This window comes from Melaminivora jejuensis, from assembly GCF_017811175.1.
GTDB classification, from domain to species: Bacteria; Pseudomonadota; Gammaproteobacteria; order Burkholderiales; family Burkholderiaceae_C; genus Melaminivora; species Melaminivora jejuensis.
Window position 1 is genome coordinate 854,300 of record NZ_JACWIJ010000002.1, and the last position, 14,900, is coordinate 869,199.

Below are 14,900 nucleotides of genomic sequence, written 5' to 3' on the forward strand. Positions count from 1 at the left end.
TTGTCAGTGGCCGGCGGCAGGTGCCGCGTGCTGTGCCATCTGCGCGTGCTGGAAGGCTGGCTGCACGGCCAGGTTGCGCTGCAGGATGTTGGAGAACTCCTCGATGAAAGTCTCCTGGTGCGTGGCCACGCGGTCGATGTCGCGCGCAAAGCGGTTGTAGGCGATCACGGCTGGGATGGCGGCGAACAGGCCGATGGCGGTGGCCACCAGGGCCTCGGCGATGCCCGGCGCCACGGTGGCCAGCGTGACCTGCTCCATGCCGGCAAAGCCGGTGAAGGCGTGCATGATGCCCCACACCGTGCCGAACAGGCCGACATAGGGGCTGACCGAGGCCACCGAGCCGAGGAAGGACAGGCTGGACTCGATCACGTCCATCTCGCGCTGGAAGCTCGCACGCATGGCGCGGCGCGCGCCGTCCATCAGCGTGCCGGCGTCCTGGATGCGGCGTTCGCGCAGTTTCTGGAACTCGCGCATTCCGCTGGCGAAGATGCGCTCCATCGGCCCGGCGCGCTGCGGCGCCTGGGCGGCGGCGGCATACAGGTCGTTCAGGCTGGTGCCCGACCAGAACTCGCGCTCGAACTCCTCGTTGAGCGTGCGCACGCGCTTGAGCGCAAACAGCTTGCGGAAGATCGCCGCCCAGCTGGCCACCGATACCGCCAGCAGCAGCAGCATCACGAGCTGCACGACCCAGCTGGCGCCCAGCACCAGGCTGAGGATGGACATGTCTTGGGAATTCATGGTGCGTTGGTAGTCTGGGGCGGTCGGGGCAGGCGTTGCAGTACGGCAGGCGGGATGCGTGCCGGGCGCAGTGTGGCGGCGTCCACCCAGCCGATGCGGATGGCGCCCTCGCACAGCAGCGGCCCGTGATTGCAGGCGGGTGAAGCAGTGTCCGGTGCGGGCCGTGCGCCCTTGGCAAAGGCCTGTTGGGCGATTGTCAGGGACGCCCGGCCAGCTTCCAGGAGCTGCGCCGTAACAACCAGTTCATCGTCCAGCCGGGCCGGGGCGGCGTAGCGCACGCGCGCCTCGCTTACGACGAACATGCCGCCTTCGAGTTCCCGCAGCTCCCGCTGCGCCAGGCCCAGGGCGCGCAGCCATTCGGTGCGCGCGCGCTCGAAGAATTTCAGGTAGTTGGCGTAGAACACGATGCCGCCGGCATCCGTGTCCTCCCAATAGACGCGCACCGGCCAGTGGAAGATGTCTGCCTGCATCGTGCGTCAGCCGATGAGCGCGCGCAGCCGGGCGACCGATTCCTGCAGCTGCGCCATCGAGTTGGCAGTGGAAAAGCGCACGAAGCGCCCGGTGTCCGCCGTGCCGAAGTCGCGCCCCGGCGTGATGGCCAGGTGGGCGCGGCGCATCAGCTCGAAGGCGAAGTCCCAGCTGCCGGCAACGCCGAGCTTGTGCGCCGCCTGCGTGCAGTCGGCCCAGGCATAGAAGGCGCCGTCGGGCATGACGGGCACTGCCAGGCCCAGCTCCTGCAGCGCCGGGATGAAGTAGTCGCGCCGGGCGCGGAACTCGGCGCGGCGGCGCTCGTACTCGGCGATGCTGCCCGGCTCGAAGCAGGCCAGCGCGGCGTGCTGCGAGATGGTCGAGGCGCAGATGAACAGGTTCTGCGCCAGGCGCTCGACCACCGCCACCATGGCGTCCGGCACCACCATCCAGCCCAAGCGCCAGCCGGTCATGTTGAAGTACTTGCTGAAGCTGTTGATGCTGATGATGTCGTCCCCGATGGCCAGCGCGGACTGCCCGAACGCCTCGTCATAGGACAGGCCCAGGTAGATCTCGTCGATCAGCGTGATGCCGCCGCGCGCGCGCACCACCTCGTGGATGGAGCGCAACTCATCGGGCGCGATCGAGGTGCCGGTGGGATTGGAGGGCGAGGCGAGCAAGACGCCGCGCGTCTTTGGCCCCCAGGCGGCCTCGACCTTGGCGGCACTGAGCTGAAAGCGCTCCTTGGCCGTGGTCGGGATCAGCACGGCGCGGCCCTCGGCGGCGCTGACGAAGTGCCGGTTGCACGGATAGCTGGGGTCGGGCATCAGGACTTCGTCGCCCGCCTCGATCAGCGCCAGGCAGGCCAGCTGCAGCGCTGCCGACGCGCCGGCAGTGACCACGATGCGCCGCGCCGGCACATCCAGGCCGAAGCGCTCGGCATACCAGCCGCTGATGCGCTCGCGCAGGGCGTCCAGGCCCAGGGCGTTGGTGTATTGCGTCTGGCCGGCACGCATGGCGCGCTCGGCGGCCTCGGCCACGGCGGGCGGCGCGGTGAAGTCCGGCTCGCCGATGTTCAGGAAGATCATCGGCTCGCGCGAACCGGCCACCGCGCGCGCCAGCTGTTGCGCCTCCTTGGCCACTTCCATGACATAGAACGGTTCGATGCGCTCGGCGCGGGTGGAAAATTTCATGGGCCTGCTGCGTGTCTGCGCGCCTCGCCCGGGGTCGGGCAGGGCACGCGAAAGAGAAAAAACCGGCTCAGTCCTGCGGATGCTGGGAGCCCTGCGGCGGTGCGGGCGCTGCCCCCCGATCGGCTGCCACCTCGGCCGCACGCAGTTGCGGCGCCAGGTTGCCCAGGGCGCCGTTGACCCACTTGTGCCCGTCGGTGCCGCCGAATTCCTTGGCCAGTTCGATGCACTCGTTGATGACCACGCGCCAGGGCACGTCCAGGCAGTGCTGGAATTCGTAGGCGCCGATCCACATCACGGCGTGCTCGATGGGCGAGACCTCGGCCAGCTTGCGATCCAGGTGCGGCTCGATCAGCGCGTCCAGCTGCGCCGCGCCCTCGATGCAGCCATGCACCAGCGCGTCGTAGTGTGCCGAGTCGGCCTTGTGGAATCCCGACAGGTCGCGCGTGAAGGCGTCGATGGCGGCGGCGTCGTTGCCACCGACCAGATGCTGGTACAGCGCCTGCAGGGCGAATTCGCGCGCCCGGCTGCGGTTGGACTTGGAGCCGGCCTTACGCGCGCCCGTGCTGGTGGTGCCGGTGCGCGCCTGGCGCGGTGGGCGCTTTTTCGGCGCGAAGGCGCCGCCCTCGGTATCGCCCAGGTCGCTCATGCCAGGCCCCGCAGCAGCTGCGCCATCTCCACGGCCACGCGCGCTGCGTCCACGCCCTTGTCGCTTTGGCGGGCGATGGCCTGCTCCATGTTTTCCGTGGTCAGGATGGCGTTGGCGATCGGCACGTGGTAGTCCAGGCCGACGCGCGTCACGCCGGCGCCGGACTCGTTGGCCACCAGCTCGAAGTGGTAGGTCTCGCCGCGGATGATGCAGCCCAGGGCGATCAGTGCGTCGAAGGGCTCCTGGTCATCGTCCTCGCCGCGCTGGGCGAGTTGCTGCAGCGCCAGCGGCACCTCCAGCGCGCCGGGCACCTGCACCTGCACGATGTCGGCCTCCGACACGCCCAGGCGCGCCAGCTCGGCGCGGCAGGCGCCGGCCAGGGTGTTGGTGATGCTTTCGTTGAAGCGCGCCTGCACGATGGCGATGCGCAGGCCGCTGCCGTCGAGCTGCGGGGCCGTGCCTTTTTCTGCGTCAAACATGGCGAAACGATCTTTCTGTGGGTTTCTGTGGATGAAGTGGGCTTCGGGGCCGATCAGGCCGGGCCTTGCTCGGGGGCGATGAAGCCGGTGATCTCCAGCCCGTGGCCGGCCATGCTGGGCATACGCCGGGGCCGGGCCATGAGCTGCATCCGCGCCACGCCCACTTCGCGCAGGATTTGCGCGCCCACGCCGTAGGTGCGCAAGTCCATGCGACCGCGCTCGGGCGCCTGGGCCGAGCGGGCGCTGCCCTCGAACTGCGCCAGCAGCTGCTCGGCGCTTTCGTTGCAGTTGAGCAGCACGGCCACGCCCCGGCCATGCTCTGCGATGTGGCGCAGGCTGGCGTCCAGGCTCCAGGAGTGCATGCTGCGGCCCACCTCCAGCGCGTCCAGCACCGACAGCGGCTCGTGTACGCGCACTGGCACGCTCTCGCCCGCGTCCCACTGGCCCATGACCAGCGCCAGATGCACGGCCTGGCTGGGCTCGTCGCGGAAGGCGTGGGCAGTGAATTCGCCACAGGCTGTCCTGAAGGCACGCGTGCTGACCCTCGTGACCAGCGATTCGTTGCGGCTCCTGTACTCGATCAGGTCGGCGATGGTGCCCACCTTCAGGCCGTGCTCGGCGGCGAACTGTTGCAGGTCGGGCAAGCGCGCCATGGTGCCGTCGTCCTTCATGACCTCGCAGATCACGGCGGCCGGGCTGCAGCCGGCCATGGCCGCCAGGTCGCAGCCGGCCTCGGTATGCCCGGCGCGCATCAGCACGCCGCCATCGACGGCCTGCAGCGGAAAGATGTGGCCGGGCTGCACCAGGTCGGCGGCCTGGGCGCCCGGCGCCACGGCAGCGGCCACGGTGCGCGCCCGGTCGGCGGCGGAGATCCCGGTGGTCACGCCCTCGGCGGCTTCGATGGAGACGGTGAAGGCCGTGCCCATCTTGGTGCCGTTCCTGGCCACCATGGGCGGCAGCTGTAGGCGCTCGCAGCGCTCGCGCGTGAGCGTCAGGCAGATTAGGCCACGGCCAAAGCGTGCCATGAAGTTGATGGCCTCGGGCGTGACGTGATCGGCAGCCAGCACCAGATCGCCCTCGTTTTCGCGGTCTTCCTCATCGACCAGGATGACCATGCGGCCAGCGGCCAGCTCGGCCACGATGTCCTGCACGGGCGAGATCGGCACAGGGGTCGGTGCTGGGGCGGGCGGGGGAGGAGTGTTCATGCGGCGAAGCTCTCGGAAAAAGGGGGCCGGCGGCGGGGCGTCTTGGGCTCCTGGGGCGCACGGCGGCAGGTTTTTCCAAAGAACGACGCACTGGCGCGGCCAGGGGGCACGGCAGGGGCGGGGTTATCCCGAAGCGGCGGATTTTAAGCGGCGCATCAGATGGCGGACGTCGCCAGGGTCACATCGCTCATGGGATAGGCCACGCAGGGCAGGACGCAGCCCTGCTCGCGCTCCTCGGGCGTCAGGCCGGGCCAGTCGATGGCGTAGCGCACCTGGCCCTTTTCCAGGATGCCGATGCAGGTGCGGCAGGTGCCGTTGCGGCACGAGCTGGGCCAGTCTATGCCGCCTTGCTCCAGCGACAGCAGCAGCGGCTGCTCGGGCCAGGCGTCGCATTGCGTGCCATCGTCGCCCACATGGGCGGTGAAGAAGGGAGGAGTGGAAGATTGCATGAGAATATGGGTGAAAAAGCCTTGAAAGCCTTTACTGGCAAGCGCTGATAGCTACTTAAATGATAGTAAATCCGAAAGATTCCAGCACTTGCACTGGTTGCCCAAATTTTGAGCAATGCAGGGGATTTCCTTGCAAATCAGGCACTTGAGCCAGCCGTTCAGCGCTTGTCCAGAGTTATCCCCATGATTGTCCAGTGCTGCGCGGGATAACCGGGTGCTGGCGGTCAGATCCTGCCTAAAAAACAGGCAGAAAAGGTGCCGCCCTTGTAAATCAAGCACTTGCATCTGCCATACAACACTTGTTCAGGGTTATCCACACGATTGTCCAGCATACCCAGGGATAACCCGGATGCCAGCGCGTTCCTGTCCCGTTCGCGCCAGGGTTGCGCCGCTGCACTGCCGCACAATGCCCGCGCTCTGGCTGCGGCCCTTTTCGTGCATTTACAGGAGACTTGTCCATCATGACCCTCGACTTTGCAGGCCGCGTGGCCATCGTGACCGGCGCCGGCGGCGGCCTGGGCCGCCAACATGCGCTGGCCCTGGCGGCGCGCGGCGCCCGGGTGCTCGTCAACGATCTGGGCGGCGCCGTGGACGGCAGCGGCGCCGCAGCAGGTGCTGCGCAGGCCGTGGTCGATGAGATCCGCGCCGCCGGCGGCCAGGCGCTGGCCAATGCTGCCTCGGTGACCGATTTCGACGCCGTGCTGGCCATGGTGCAGCAGGCCGTGGATGCCTGGGGCCGGGTGGACATCCTGGTCAACAACGCCGGCATCCTGCGCGACAAGTCGTTTGCCAAGATGGACATGCAGGATTTCCGCCTGGTGGTGGACGTACACCTGATGGGCGCGGCCTACTGTGCCAAGGCCGTCTGGCCGCACATGCAGGCGCAGAACTATGGGCGCATCGTCATGACTACCTCCTCCACCGGCCTGTACGGCAATTTCGGCCAGGCCAACTACGGCGCGGCCAAGCTGGCCCAGGTCGGCCTGATGCAGACCCTGTCCATCGAGGGCGCCAAGCACGGCATCCACGTCAACGCCCTGGCGCCCACGGCGGCCACGCGCATGACCGAAGGGCTGATGCCCGAGGAGGTTCTGGCCCAGCTCACGCCCGAGTCGGTGGTGCCGGCCATGCTGGTGCTGGCCCACGAGAGCGCGCCCACGCGCACCATTCTGTGCGCCGGCGCGGGCGGCTTCGAGGCCGCGCACATCACGCTGACGCAGGGCATCCACCTGCCCTCGGGGCCGGACACGCCCGAGCAGCTGGCGGCGCGCCTGGCCGAAGTCACGGCCCGGGACGGTGAGCAGGTGCCGCAAAGCGGCTCGGCCCAGGGCACGCTGGAATTGACCAAGGCCCGGGCGGCGCTCGGCTGAGGGCTGTCGGCGAGGCGCTGACCCCAGGCCGCCGACGGGCACCTGCGGGCCGTGCTAAGTTCCGGCCCCATCGCCAGGAGCACAAGAAGAGCGCCCCATCACCATGAGTCCAACCAAGAACCGCGCTGGTTCCGAGCCGCTTGCCTTGCGGGGCGGCGGTCTGAGCCAGCGCCTTGCCGCCGTGTCCGCCGAGCGTCTTGCCGGCATCCGGCGCGGCATCGAAAAAGAGGGCCTGCGCGTGCTGCCCAACGGCCAGCTCGCGCTCACCCCGCATCCGCAGGTGCTGGGCTCGGCGCTCACGCACGCCAGCATCACCACCGACTACAGCGAGTCGCAGCTGGAGCTGATCACCGGCGCCCACCCCTCGGTGCGCCAGTGCCTCGACGAGCTGACCGAACTGCACCAGTTCGTGCATCGCGTGCTGCAGCAGCAGCAGCCTGCGGGCGAGTTGCTGTGGGCGTCCAGCATGCCCGGCCAGCTGCCGCCCGACGAGACCATCCCGCTGGGGCGCTACGGCAGCTCCAACGTCGGGCGTGCCAAGAGCATCTACCGCATGGGCCTGGGCCACCGCTATGGCCGGCGGATGCAGACCATCTCGGGCATTCACTACAACTGGTCGCTGCCGGGCGTGGGCAGCGACGAGTATTTCGGGCTGATCCGCAACTTCCGCCGCCAGGCCTTTGTGCTGCTGTATCTGTTCGGCGCCTCGCCGGCGCTGTGCCCGTGCTTCGTGCAGGGGCGCGAGCACGGCCTGCAGCCGCTGGGCGACGCCGGGCGTGCGCTGTACCTGCCGCACGCCACCTCGCTACGCATGGGCCGGCTGGGCTACCAGAGCGAGGCCCAGGCCAGCCTGCGCGTGAGCTACAACGGCCTGCAAGGCTATGCCGACTCGCTGCACGAGGCGCTGACCCGGCCCTACCCGGCCTACGAGGCCATTGGCCTGCGCAGCCTGGGCGGCGACTACAACCAGCTGGGCACCAGCTTGCTGCAGATTGAAAACGAGTTCTACGGCACCATCCGGCCCAAGCGCACGGTCAGGAGCGGCGAGCGCCCGCTGCACGCGCTGCGCGAGCGCGGCGTCGAATACGTCGAGGTGCGGCTGATGGATATCGACCCCTTCGTGCCCGCCGGCATCACGGCACAGACCATGCGGCTGCTGGACGTATTCCTGCTGCACTGCCTGCTGTCGGACAGCCCGCCGGACACGCCCGAGGAGATCGCCGCGCTCAAGCACAACCAGCAACTGACCGCCGAGCGCGGCCGCGATTCCGGCCTGCGCCTGGCGCGCGGCAGCGAGCAGGTTTTGCTGACCGAGTGGGGCGCCGAGATCCTGGCCGAGTGCCAGCCGATCGCTGCTGCGCTGGATGCGGCTCTTGGCGGGGCCGATTACGCCCAGGCCGTGCTGGATGCCCAGGCCAGCCTGGCCGCGCCGCACACCACGCCCTCGGCCCACGTCCTGGCCGAGCTGACGCAGCAGTTCGACGGCGACTTCACGGCCTTTGCCCGTGCGCGCTCGCAGTCGGCGCGCGACGTGCTGCTGGGCCTGCCCTGGACGGAGGCGCAGCAGCAGCGCTACCTGCAGCTGGCCGAGCAGTCGCTGGCAGCCCAGCAGGCCATCGAGCGGGCCGACGATCTGCCCTTCGAGCAGTGGCGCGAGCGCTACATGGCGGTGCAGGAGCTGGTCGCCTGAAAGTCTCAGGGCGCTGGCCGCACCAGCCGCAGCACCAGCCTGGAGCTGCGGCCCATGTCGCCGCGTGCCTCGCCGCTGGCCATGTCCACGGCCCAGGCTTGCTGCACGGTGAGCTGGCTCTCGCCCTCGCCGCCACGCATGACGTTGCCGTAGGCATAGGGGTTGACGGCGGCGGTGTTGATGCTGGCCGTGCCCGTCCAGTGCCACTCGGGCGGCGCGTTCGGAAACAGCGCGGCATCGACTACGCGCGGCTGGGCGTTGCGGTTGATCAGGCGGCGCAGCTCGTTGACGCGCGGCAGGCGCCAGCGCACTTCGCTGTCCTGCCAGCGCCGGCGCGCCAGGGCCTGGGCTTCGCCGTAGGTGAACAGCTGCGGCGCGCCGGTGCAGCTGTGCCCGCTCCAGTGCATCCCCTCGACGCAGCGCGGCCAGGCCAGACGGGCGCGGGGGTCGATCACCAGGGTGCCGTCCTCGGAGATGGTCAGCGCTGTCGATGCTGCGGATGCTGCCGATGTCGTTGGTACGGATTGGCTGGTCGCTGGCTGGTCGGTCTTCTGGGCCTCGGCGTCAGGCTCGTCGGCGGCAAGAGCGGGCAGGGCCAGCGTGCCCAGCAGCAGGGCCAGGGCGGTGGCGAGGCGGCGTGCGCGGCCTGCGGGATGGCTGGCCGGCAGCGGCATCGACGCAGCGTGCGGATGGACGGCGCACGGGCGGAGGGTGGTGGCAGCAACAGTCGTCATGGCGGGGCCTGCAGCGAAGAGTGGGGGTGAGGGGCGCCAGCGCATCCGGGCGGCACCGTGGCGCCGGGGGGATGCTGTGCAGATTGTGCCGCCACCTGGGCCGTTGCCTGCGCCGCCACCGCCTCGGCCAGCCGGCGCGCGGTCAGGGGAGCGCTGCCCTCGGCGTGGTTGCTGATGGTGACGAAGGCGTTGTGCACGCCGCGCCCGCACACGCCGGCCAGGGTGCGCGCCAGCAGGGCAATGTCCTCGGGCGCCGGGTCGTGCAGCCGGTCATAGGGGGCGTACAGGCGCTCGGCCTGCTCATAGCCGTGCGGGCCATGCACCGGGTTCAGGTTCCAGCGTGCCACCAGCGGCCCGGGCCACAGGCGGCGCAGCAGCGGCAATTGCTCGGACAGCGGCGGCATCCGCGCGTGCAGGCCCAGGCAGTAGGTGGCCCGGGTGCTGGCCAGCACGTCGGCGAAGTGCTCGAGGTGCTCGGGCGCCAGCCAGGCGCCGTCGCGCACTTCGACGGCCAGCACGGCGTCGGGCGCAGCACCCAGCGCCGGCTGCGCGGCCAGCATGGCGCGCAGGCGCTCCAGCACGTCCGGCAGGCGCTCGATCTGCTGCCAGGGCAGGGGGCTGAGCTGGAATACCAATGCCCCGGTGCGCGCACCCAGACCCTCCAGCGCCGGCAGCGTGAAGTGCCGCGCGGCCAGCTCGCCGTTCAAAAAAGTGGGATTGGCCTCGCGCCCGCGCCCGTCCTGGCTGCGCACCAAGGCGTCGGTCACCATGCTGGGCGCCTTGACGACGAAGCGGAAGTCCGGCGGCACCTGCCCGGCATAGCGGGCGAAATGGCTGGCGCTCAGGGGCCGGTAAAAGCCCCGGTCTATGCCCACGGTGCGCAGCAGCGGGTGCTGGGCGTAGGCGCCCAGGCCGTTGCGCGCCAGCACCTGCGCGCTATAGACGCCGTCCCAGACCAGATCGGCCCAGCCGGGGTAGCTCCACGACGAAGTGCCCAGGCGCAGCGTGGCCGGCAACTGTGCCGCCAGGGCGCGCAGCGTGTCGTCGAAGTGTGCCGGCTGCACGGCGCTGCCGGCCCGGGCGGCCCTGTGGCCTGTGGCCGGGGGGGTGCGGCAGGCGGCTCGTGGGGCTGCGAAGCTTGGGGTGACTGGGGTGATTGGAGTGGGCCAAAGAGATCGTCTTGCATGGCCGTCAACTCTGCGCGAACAGGCCGCCTTCGTCCAGCAGCGCCCAGGCAATCTCGGGGCGTCGCTCCAGCGCCTGGCGGATGGCGGCGGGCACGGCCTGGCGCGTCTTGCGGCACAGCCCGGGCTGGGCGTGCAGGGCGATGGCGATGCCGCGCAGGCTGCGCACCTCCTGCGCCGCCGGCGCCACCGTCAGGCGCACGCCGAGCTGCTCGTGCAGGCGCCGCTGCATGTGGCGCAGATCGGCCAGACTGTCGATGCGCGCCAGGCGCGCCAGCAGGCGGCCCTCCTCCTCGCGCGTGAGTTGCAGGATGCGCGCGTCGGGCGCGCCGGGCGCGTCAGCAGCGCCGGCGCTGCCCTCCAGCAGGGCGGCGCGCTCGCAGATGCACGCGCCGGGCGGGCATTCGGTGCGGATGGGGGCGGCGGCAAACAGCGGCGGCATGGCTGGCGGCCATTATGGGCAGCGTCCGGCGCCCGGGCCACGGGACGGGCGTGGCCGGACAGGGCCTGTGGCACACTCGCGCGCTGCTTTTTCACTGTTGTTATTTCCAGCATATGCAGCACCCGCAGCACATCGTCCGGCAGTTGGCCGCAGAAATCCGCATCACCGAAGCCCAGGTACATGCTGCCGTGGAGCTGCTCGACGGCGGTGCCACCGTCCCCTTCATCGCCCGCTACCGCAAGGAGGCCACGGGCGGCCTGGATGACGTGCAGTTGCGTGAACTGGAGGCCCGCCTGGCCTATCTACGCGAGCTCGACGAGCGCCGCGCCAGCGTCCTGAAGGCCATCGACGAGCAGGGCAAGCTGACCGACGTGCTGCGCGGCCAGATCGCTGCTGCCGCCACCAAGCAGGAGCTGGAGGACATCTACCTGCCCTTCAAGCAAAAGCGCCGCACCAAGGGCCAGATCGCCCGCGAATTCGGCATCGAGCCGTTGGCCGAGCGGCTGCTGGCCGAACCCACGCTCGATCCGCACCACGAGGCTCTGGCCTTCGTGCAGCCGGCCACGCTGCTCGACGACGGCAAGCCGGGGCCGGATTTTTCCACCACGCAGGCGGTGCTCGACGGCGTGCGCGACCTCCTGGCCGAGCGCTGGGCCGAGGACGCCGCCCTGGTGCAGCTGCTGCGCCAGTGGCTGTGGGAGGAGGGCCTGCTGGTGGCCAGGCTGGCCCCCGGCAAGAACGCCGACGACCCGGAAGTGGCCAAGTTCCGCGATTACCACGACTACGACGAGCCGATCGCCCGCGTGCCCTCGCACCGGGCGCTGGCGGTGTTCCGGGGCCGGGCGCTGGAGATTCTGGACGTAAAACTGGTGCAGCCCGGCGAGCCGCAGCCGGGCCAGGCCACGCTGGCCGAAGGCCGCATCGCCCTGCATCTGGGCTGGAGCCACCAGGGCCGCGCCAGCGACGATCTGATCCGCAAGTGCGTGGCCTGGACGTGGCGCGTCAAGCTGTCGCTGTCCACCGAGCGCGACCTGTTCGCACGCCTGCGCGAGGAGGCCGAGGCCGTGGCCATCAAGGTCTTTGCCGACAACCTGCGCGACCTGCTGTTGGCCGCGCCCGCCGGGCCGCGCGCCGTCATGGGGCTGGATCCGGGCATCCGCACTGGCGTCAAGGTGGCGGTGGTCGATGCCACGGGCCGGCTGGTCGAGACCGCCACTGTCTATCCGCACGAGCCGCGCCGCGACTGGGACGGCAGCCTGCACACCTTGGCGCGCCTGGTACACAAACATGGCGTGCAGCTGATCGCCATCGGCAACGGCACCGCCAGCCGCGAGACCGACAAACTGGCCGCAGAACTCATCAAAATATGCCAAAAAACGGCGCAAACCGTTGCTGGACAAGCGCTGCCAGCTATACAAAAGATAGTCGTCAGTGAAGCTGGCGCCTCCGTCTACAGCGCCAGCGAATACGCCAGCCAGGAACTGCCCGACGTCGATGTCAGCCTGCGCGGCGCGGCCAGCATCGCCCGGCGGCTGCAGGATCCGCTGGCCGAGCTGGTCAAGATCGAGCCCAAGGCCATCGGCGTGGGCCAGTACCAGCACGACGTGAACCAGAGCGCGCTGGCGCGCACGCTGGACGCCGTGGTCGAGGATTGCGTCAACGGCGTGGGCGTCGATCTGAATACTGCCAGCGTGCCGCTGCTCTCGCGCGTGTCCGGCCTGTCGGGCAGCCAGGCGCGTGCCGTGGTGCGCTGGCGCGAGGCGCACGGCGCCTTCAGCAATCGCCGCCAACTGCTCGACGTGACCGGCCTGGGGCCGAAAACCTTCGAGCAGGCGGCGGGCTTTCTGCGCATCCGCGGCGGCGACAACCCGCTGGACATGACGGGCGTACATCCCGAGACCTATCCGCTGGTCGAGCAGATCATGCGGGCCACGGGCCGGGGCGTATCCGAGCTGATGGGCCGGCCCGAGGTGCTCAAGGGCCTCAGGCCCGAGCAGTTCGCCAGCGGGCAGTTCGGCGCCATTACCGTGCAGGGCATCCTGGCCGAGCTGGAAAAGCCCGGGCGCGATCCCCGGCCCGACTTCCAGGTGGCGCGCTTCAACGAGGGCGTCGAGGACATTGCCGACCTCAAGGAAGGCATGGTGCTGGAAGGCACGGTGAGCAACGTGGCGCAGTTCGGCGCTTTCGTCGATCTGGGCGTCCATCAGGACGGACTGATCCACGTCAGCCAGCTCAGTGCCAGGTTCGTGCAGGACGCGCGCGAGGTGGTCAAGACCGGCGACATCGTGCGCGTGCGCGTGCTGGAGGTGGATGTGGCCCGCAAGCGCATCAGCCTGAGCATGAAGCCCGAGGGCAGCGGCGGCGGCGCGCGGCGCGACGCCGGCCAGCCGCGCAGCAACCGCTTCGAGGGCGCGGGGCGCGATGGCCGCTACGCCCAGCCGGCACGCCGCGAGCGCGACGCTGCAGCGCCGCCGCAGTCGGCCATGGCCTCGGCCTTTGCCAAGCTCAAGCGCTGAGCAGGCACTGAACGGGCGCTGGGCAAGGCCGGGCTTGCGCTCACCTTGCGAAACAGTTTGAAACGATACGGCGCGCAGGGGCTGATAATCGCGGCTTTCCGTCGCCCTGCATCCACCCGCCCCACACGCCACGACCATGGAGCTGCAAGCCCTGCTCGCCCAGCCGCCCCGGCTGCCCAGCCTGCCGCGCGCGGTGGCGCTGCTCATGAGCGAGCTGGCCCGGCCCGAACCCAGCCAGCGCCGCCTGAGCCAGTTGTTTGCCACCGACCCGAGCCTGGCCGCGCGCCTGCTGCAGTGCGCCAATGCGCCCGAGCACGGCGTGCCGGGGCAGATCCACGGCATTGCCGAGGCGCTGGCCATCGTCGGGCCGGGGCAGTTGCGCGGGCTGATCCAGAGTGCTGCCGTGGGCACCACCTCGCGCTCGGTGCCGGGCGTGAACCTGCAGCAGTTCTGGCGCTACAGCCTGCACGCGGCCAAGATGGCGCGCTCGCTGGCCGGCCTGGTGCGCCACAACCCGCTGGCGGCCTACAGCGCCGGCCTGCTGCACGCCCTGGGCGAGCTGGCCCTGCACCTGGCCGACCCGGCGCGCATGTTGTCCATTGCCACGCTGGCTGCGCCGCTGGACTTGCGCCGTGGCCTGCTGGAGCAGCACCTGCTGGGCTTCAGCTATGCCCAGGTCAGCGCCGGCCTGGCCCGCCAGTGGGGGCTGCCGCAGGACGTGGTGGACGCCCTGCGGCACCACATCACGCCGTTCGACAACGAGGTCTATGAGCCGCTGGCCGGCGTGCTGCACCTGGCCGTATGGCGCGCGCGCGTACAGGTGCTGGAGTTGGGCGAGCGTGCGGCGATGGTGAGCTTCCCCGGCGAGGTCGGCGTGGCCCTGGGGCTGGACATCGATGCCGTGCTGCAGCAAGACCCATCGACTGGAGCGCGCCGGCGGACGGCAGTTAAAATCGCCGGTTTTTGCTGCGCTGCTGGCCGGCGCCAGCGCCCATGGGTTCCCTCGCCCCCATCCACCAAAAAGGACTGTCATGCCGACCTCCCTGGCGCCTGCCCCGGCGCGCCTGCCCCTTGCCGCCTCGCTGCTGCCCCTGCTGGTGGCCCTGCACATCGCTATCGTCATCGCCAGCAACTACCTGGTGCAGATCCCGGTGACCTTGCTGGGCTTTCACAGCACCTGGGGGGCGCTGAGCTTCCCCTTCATCTTCCTGGCCACCGACCTCACGGTGCGGCTGATCGGCAAGGCGCCGGCGCGTCGCGTCATCACCCGCGCCATGCTGCCGGCGCTGGTGGCGTCCTATGTCGTCGGCGTGCTGTTCCGCGATGGCCAGTTCAACGGCCTGGCGGCGCTGGGCGGCTTCAATGCCTTTGTCTTTCGCATTGCGCTGGCCAGCTTTGCCGCCTATGTGCTGGGGCAGTTGCTGGACATCCAGGTTTTCGACCGCATCCGCCAGAGGGGCCGCGCCTGGTGGCTGGCACCGGCGGCGGCGTCCATCGTCGGCCAGGCGCTCGATACGGCAGCCTTTTTCTCGATCGCCTTCTGGCGCAGCTCCGACCCCTTCATGGCGGCCCACTGGGTGGAGATCGCCTGGGTGGATTACGCCGTGAAACTGTCGGTCAGCCTGCTGCTGTTCGTGCCGGCCTACGGCATGGCGCTGGCCGCCATCGTGCGCGCCCTGGGACGGGTGCCGGAGCCGGCGGCGGCATAAAAAACCGCCCGTTGATGGCGGGCGGTCAGACAACAGGAAATGCAAATTTAATAGCTGCCCGCGCTTGCCTGGTAAGG

At 69.8% G+C, this 14,900-nt stretch carries 14 protein-coding genes and 1 pseudogene; 5 read left to right on the top strand and 10 right to left on the bottom strand.

All coding sequences use genetic code 11. From position 1 onward, the window contains the following. Positions 1-3 precede the first annotated feature (3 nt). From tolQ to IDM45_RS04265, 7 genes are all read right to left on the bottom strand, one after another. Complete coding sequence (gene tolQ, locus IDM45_RS04235; protein WP_209421780.1) at positions 4-738, bottom strand: protein TolQ; 735 nt, start codon at positions 736-738, stop codon at positions 4-6. Continuing rightward, positions 735-1,208, bottom strand: a complete 474-nt coding sequence (locus IDM45_RS04240) for a YbgC/FadM family acyl-CoA thioesterase (RefSeq protein ID WP_209421781.1) — start codon at positions 1,206-1,208, stop codon at positions 735-737. Before IDM45_RS04240 ends, tolQ begins: the two co-directional genes overlap by 4 nt. Positions 1,209-1,214: 6 nt before the next feature. Beyond that, complete coding sequence (locus IDM45_RS04245) at positions 1,215-2,399, bottom strand: pyridoxal phosphate-dependent aminotransferase (RefSeq protein WP_209421782.1); 1,185 nt, start codon at positions 2,397-2,399, stop codon at positions 1,215-1,217. 67 nt (positions 2,400-2,466) lie between these two features. Beyond that, positions 2,467-3,045 (bottom strand): transcription antitermination factor NusB, encoded by a 579-nt coding sequence (nusB, locus tag IDM45_RS04250; RefSeq protein ID WP_209421783.1) that lies wholly within the window; start codon positions 3,043-3,045, stop codon positions 2,467-2,469. Next, positions 3,042-3,524: a 6,7-dimethyl-8-ribityllumazine synthase gene (gene ribH, locus IDM45_RS04255; RefSeq protein WP_209421784.1), complete on the bottom strand. Its 483-nt coding sequence runs from the start codon at positions 3,522-3,524 to the stop codon at positions 3,042-3,044. The genes nusB and ribH overlap by 4 nt, the downstream gene beginning before the upstream one ends. Positions 3,525-3,577: 53 nt before the next feature. Beyond that, positions 3,578-4,729 carry a bifunctional 3,4-dihydroxy-2-butanone-4-phosphate synthase/GTP cyclohydrolase II gene (gene ribBA / locus IDM45_RS04260; RefSeq protein WP_209421785.1) on the bottom strand — a complete coding sequence of 384 codons (1,152 nt, stop codon included), beginning with the start codon at positions 4,727-4,729 and terminating at the stop codon, positions 3,578-3,580. A 155-nt stretch (positions 4,730-4,884) separates the two neighbouring features. Next, complete coding sequence (locus tag IDM45_RS04265; RefSeq protein ID WP_209421786.1) at positions 4,885-5,178, bottom strand: 2Fe-2S iron-sulfur cluster-binding protein; 294 nt, start codon at positions 5,176-5,178, stop codon at positions 4,885-4,887. Between the two features lie 461 nt (positions 5,179-5,639). Between IDM45_RS04265 and IDM45_RS04270 the strand changes: the two genes are divergently transcribed. Together IDM45_RS04270 and gshA are read left to right on the top strand one after the other, a co-directional pair. Continuing rightward, entirely contained in the window at positions 5,640-6,548 is a 909-nt protein-coding gene (locus IDM45_RS04270; RefSeq protein WP_209421787.1) for an SDR family NAD(P)-dependent oxidoreductase, read from the top strand. Between the two features lie 103 nt (positions 6,549-6,651). Further along, positions 6,652-8,238 carry a glutamate--cysteine ligase gene (gene gshA, locus IDM45_RS04275; RefSeq protein ID WP_209421788.1) on the top strand — a complete coding sequence of 529 codons (1,587 nt, stop codon included), beginning with the start codon at positions 6,652-6,654 and terminating at the stop codon, positions 8,236-8,238. Between the two features lie 5 nt (positions 8,239-8,243). Here gshA and IDM45_RS04280 read toward each other — a convergent pair whose 3' ends face one another. The 3 genes from IDM45_RS04280 to IDM45_RS04290 form a co-directional block, all read right to left on the bottom strand. Continuing rightward, positions 8,244-8,972, bottom strand: a complete 729-nt coding sequence (locus IDM45_RS04280) for an Lcl C-terminal domain-containing protein (RefSeq protein ID WP_232653439.1) — start codon at positions 8,970-8,972, stop codon at positions 8,244-8,246. Beyond that, a complete protein-coding gene (locus IDM45_RS04285; protein WP_325168944.1) occupies positions 8,969-10,036 on the bottom strand; it encodes a DUF72 domain-containing protein in 1,068 nt (355 codons plus the stop codon). The genes IDM45_RS04280 and IDM45_RS04285 overlap by 4 nt, the downstream gene beginning before the upstream one ends. Positions 10,037-10,163: 127 nt before the next feature. Beyond that, a complete protein-coding gene (locus IDM45_RS04290) occupies positions 10,164-10,598 on the bottom strand; it encodes a hypothetical protein (RefSeq protein WP_209421789.1) in 435 nt (144 codons plus the stop codon). A 113-nt stretch (positions 10,599-10,711) separates the two neighbouring features. Between IDM45_RS04290 and IDM45_RS04295 the strand changes: the two genes are divergently transcribed. The 3 genes and pseudogenes from IDM45_RS04295 (at position 10,712) to IDM45_RS04305 (ending at position 14,823) form a co-directional block, all read left to right on the top strand. Next, positions 10,712-13,114 carry a Tex family protein gene (locus tag IDM45_RS04295; RefSeq protein ID WP_209421790.1) on the top strand — a complete coding sequence of 801 codons (2,403 nt, stop codon included), beginning with the start codon at positions 10,712-10,714 and terminating at the stop codon, positions 13,112-13,114. A gap of 136 nt (positions 13,115-13,250) precedes the next feature. Continuing rightward, positions 13,251-14,065: pseudogene (locus tag IDM45_RS04300) on the top strand (HDOD domain-containing protein). An 80-nt stretch (positions 14,066-14,145) separates the two neighbouring features. Then, positions 14,146-14,823 carry a 7-cyano-7-deazaguanine/7-aminomethyl-7-deazaguanine transporter gene (locus tag IDM45_RS04305; protein ID WP_209421791.1) on the top strand — a complete coding sequence of 226 codons (678 nt, stop codon included), beginning with the start codon at positions 14,146-14,148 and terminating at the stop codon, positions 14,821-14,823. Positions 14,824-14,900 lie beyond the last annotated feature (77 nt).

Coding starts and splice junctions, on each gene's coding strand:
- IDM45_RS04295 (WP_209421790.1), top strand. CDS start 10,712: ATGCAGCACCCGCAGCACATCGTCCGGCAGTTGGCCGCAGAAATCCGC.
- IDM45_RS04305 (WP_209421791.1), top strand. CDS start 14,146: ATGCCGACCTCCCTGGCGCCTGCCCCGGCGCGCCTGCCCCTTGCCGCC.
- nusB (WP_209421783.1), bottom strand. CDS start 3,045: ATGAGCGACCTGGGCGATACCGAGGGCGGCGCCTTCGCGCCGAAAAAG.
- IDM45_RS04270 (WP_209421787.1), top strand. CDS start 5,640: ATGACCCTCGACTTTGCAGGCCGCGTGGCCATCGTGACCGGCGCCGGC.
- gshA (WP_209421788.1), top strand. CDS start 6,652: ATGAGTCCAACCAAGAACCGCGCTGGTTCCGAGCCGCTTGCCTTGCGG.
- IDM45_RS04290 (WP_209421789.1), bottom strand. CDS start 10,598: ATGCCGCCGCTGTTTGCCGCCGCCCCCATCCGCACCGAATGCCCGCCC.
- tolQ (WP_209421780.1), bottom strand. CDS start 738: ATGAATTCCCAAGACATGTCCATCCTCAGCCTGGTGCTGGGCGCCAGC.
- ribBA (WP_209421785.1), bottom strand. CDS start 4,729: ATGAACACTCCTCCCCCGCCCGCCCCAGCACCGACCCCTGTGCCGATC.
- IDM45_RS04240 (WP_209421781.1), bottom strand. CDS start 1,208: ATGCAGGCAGACATCTTCCACTGGCCGGTGCGCGTCTATTGGGAGGAC.
- IDM45_RS04280 (WP_232653439.1), bottom strand. CDS start 8,972: ATGACGACTGTTGCTGCCACCACCCTCCGCCCGTGCGCCGTCCATCCG.
- IDM45_RS04265 (WP_209421786.1), bottom strand. CDS start 5,178: ATGCAATCTTCCACTCCTCCCTTCTTCACCGCCCATGTGGGCGACGAT.
- IDM45_RS04245 (WP_209421782.1), bottom strand. CDS start 2,399: ATGAAATTTTCCACCCGCGCCGAGCGCATCGAACCGTTCTATGTCATG.
- ribH (WP_209421784.1), bottom strand. CDS start 3,524: ATGTTTGACGCAGAAAAAGGCACGGCCCCGCAGCTCGACGGCAGCGGC.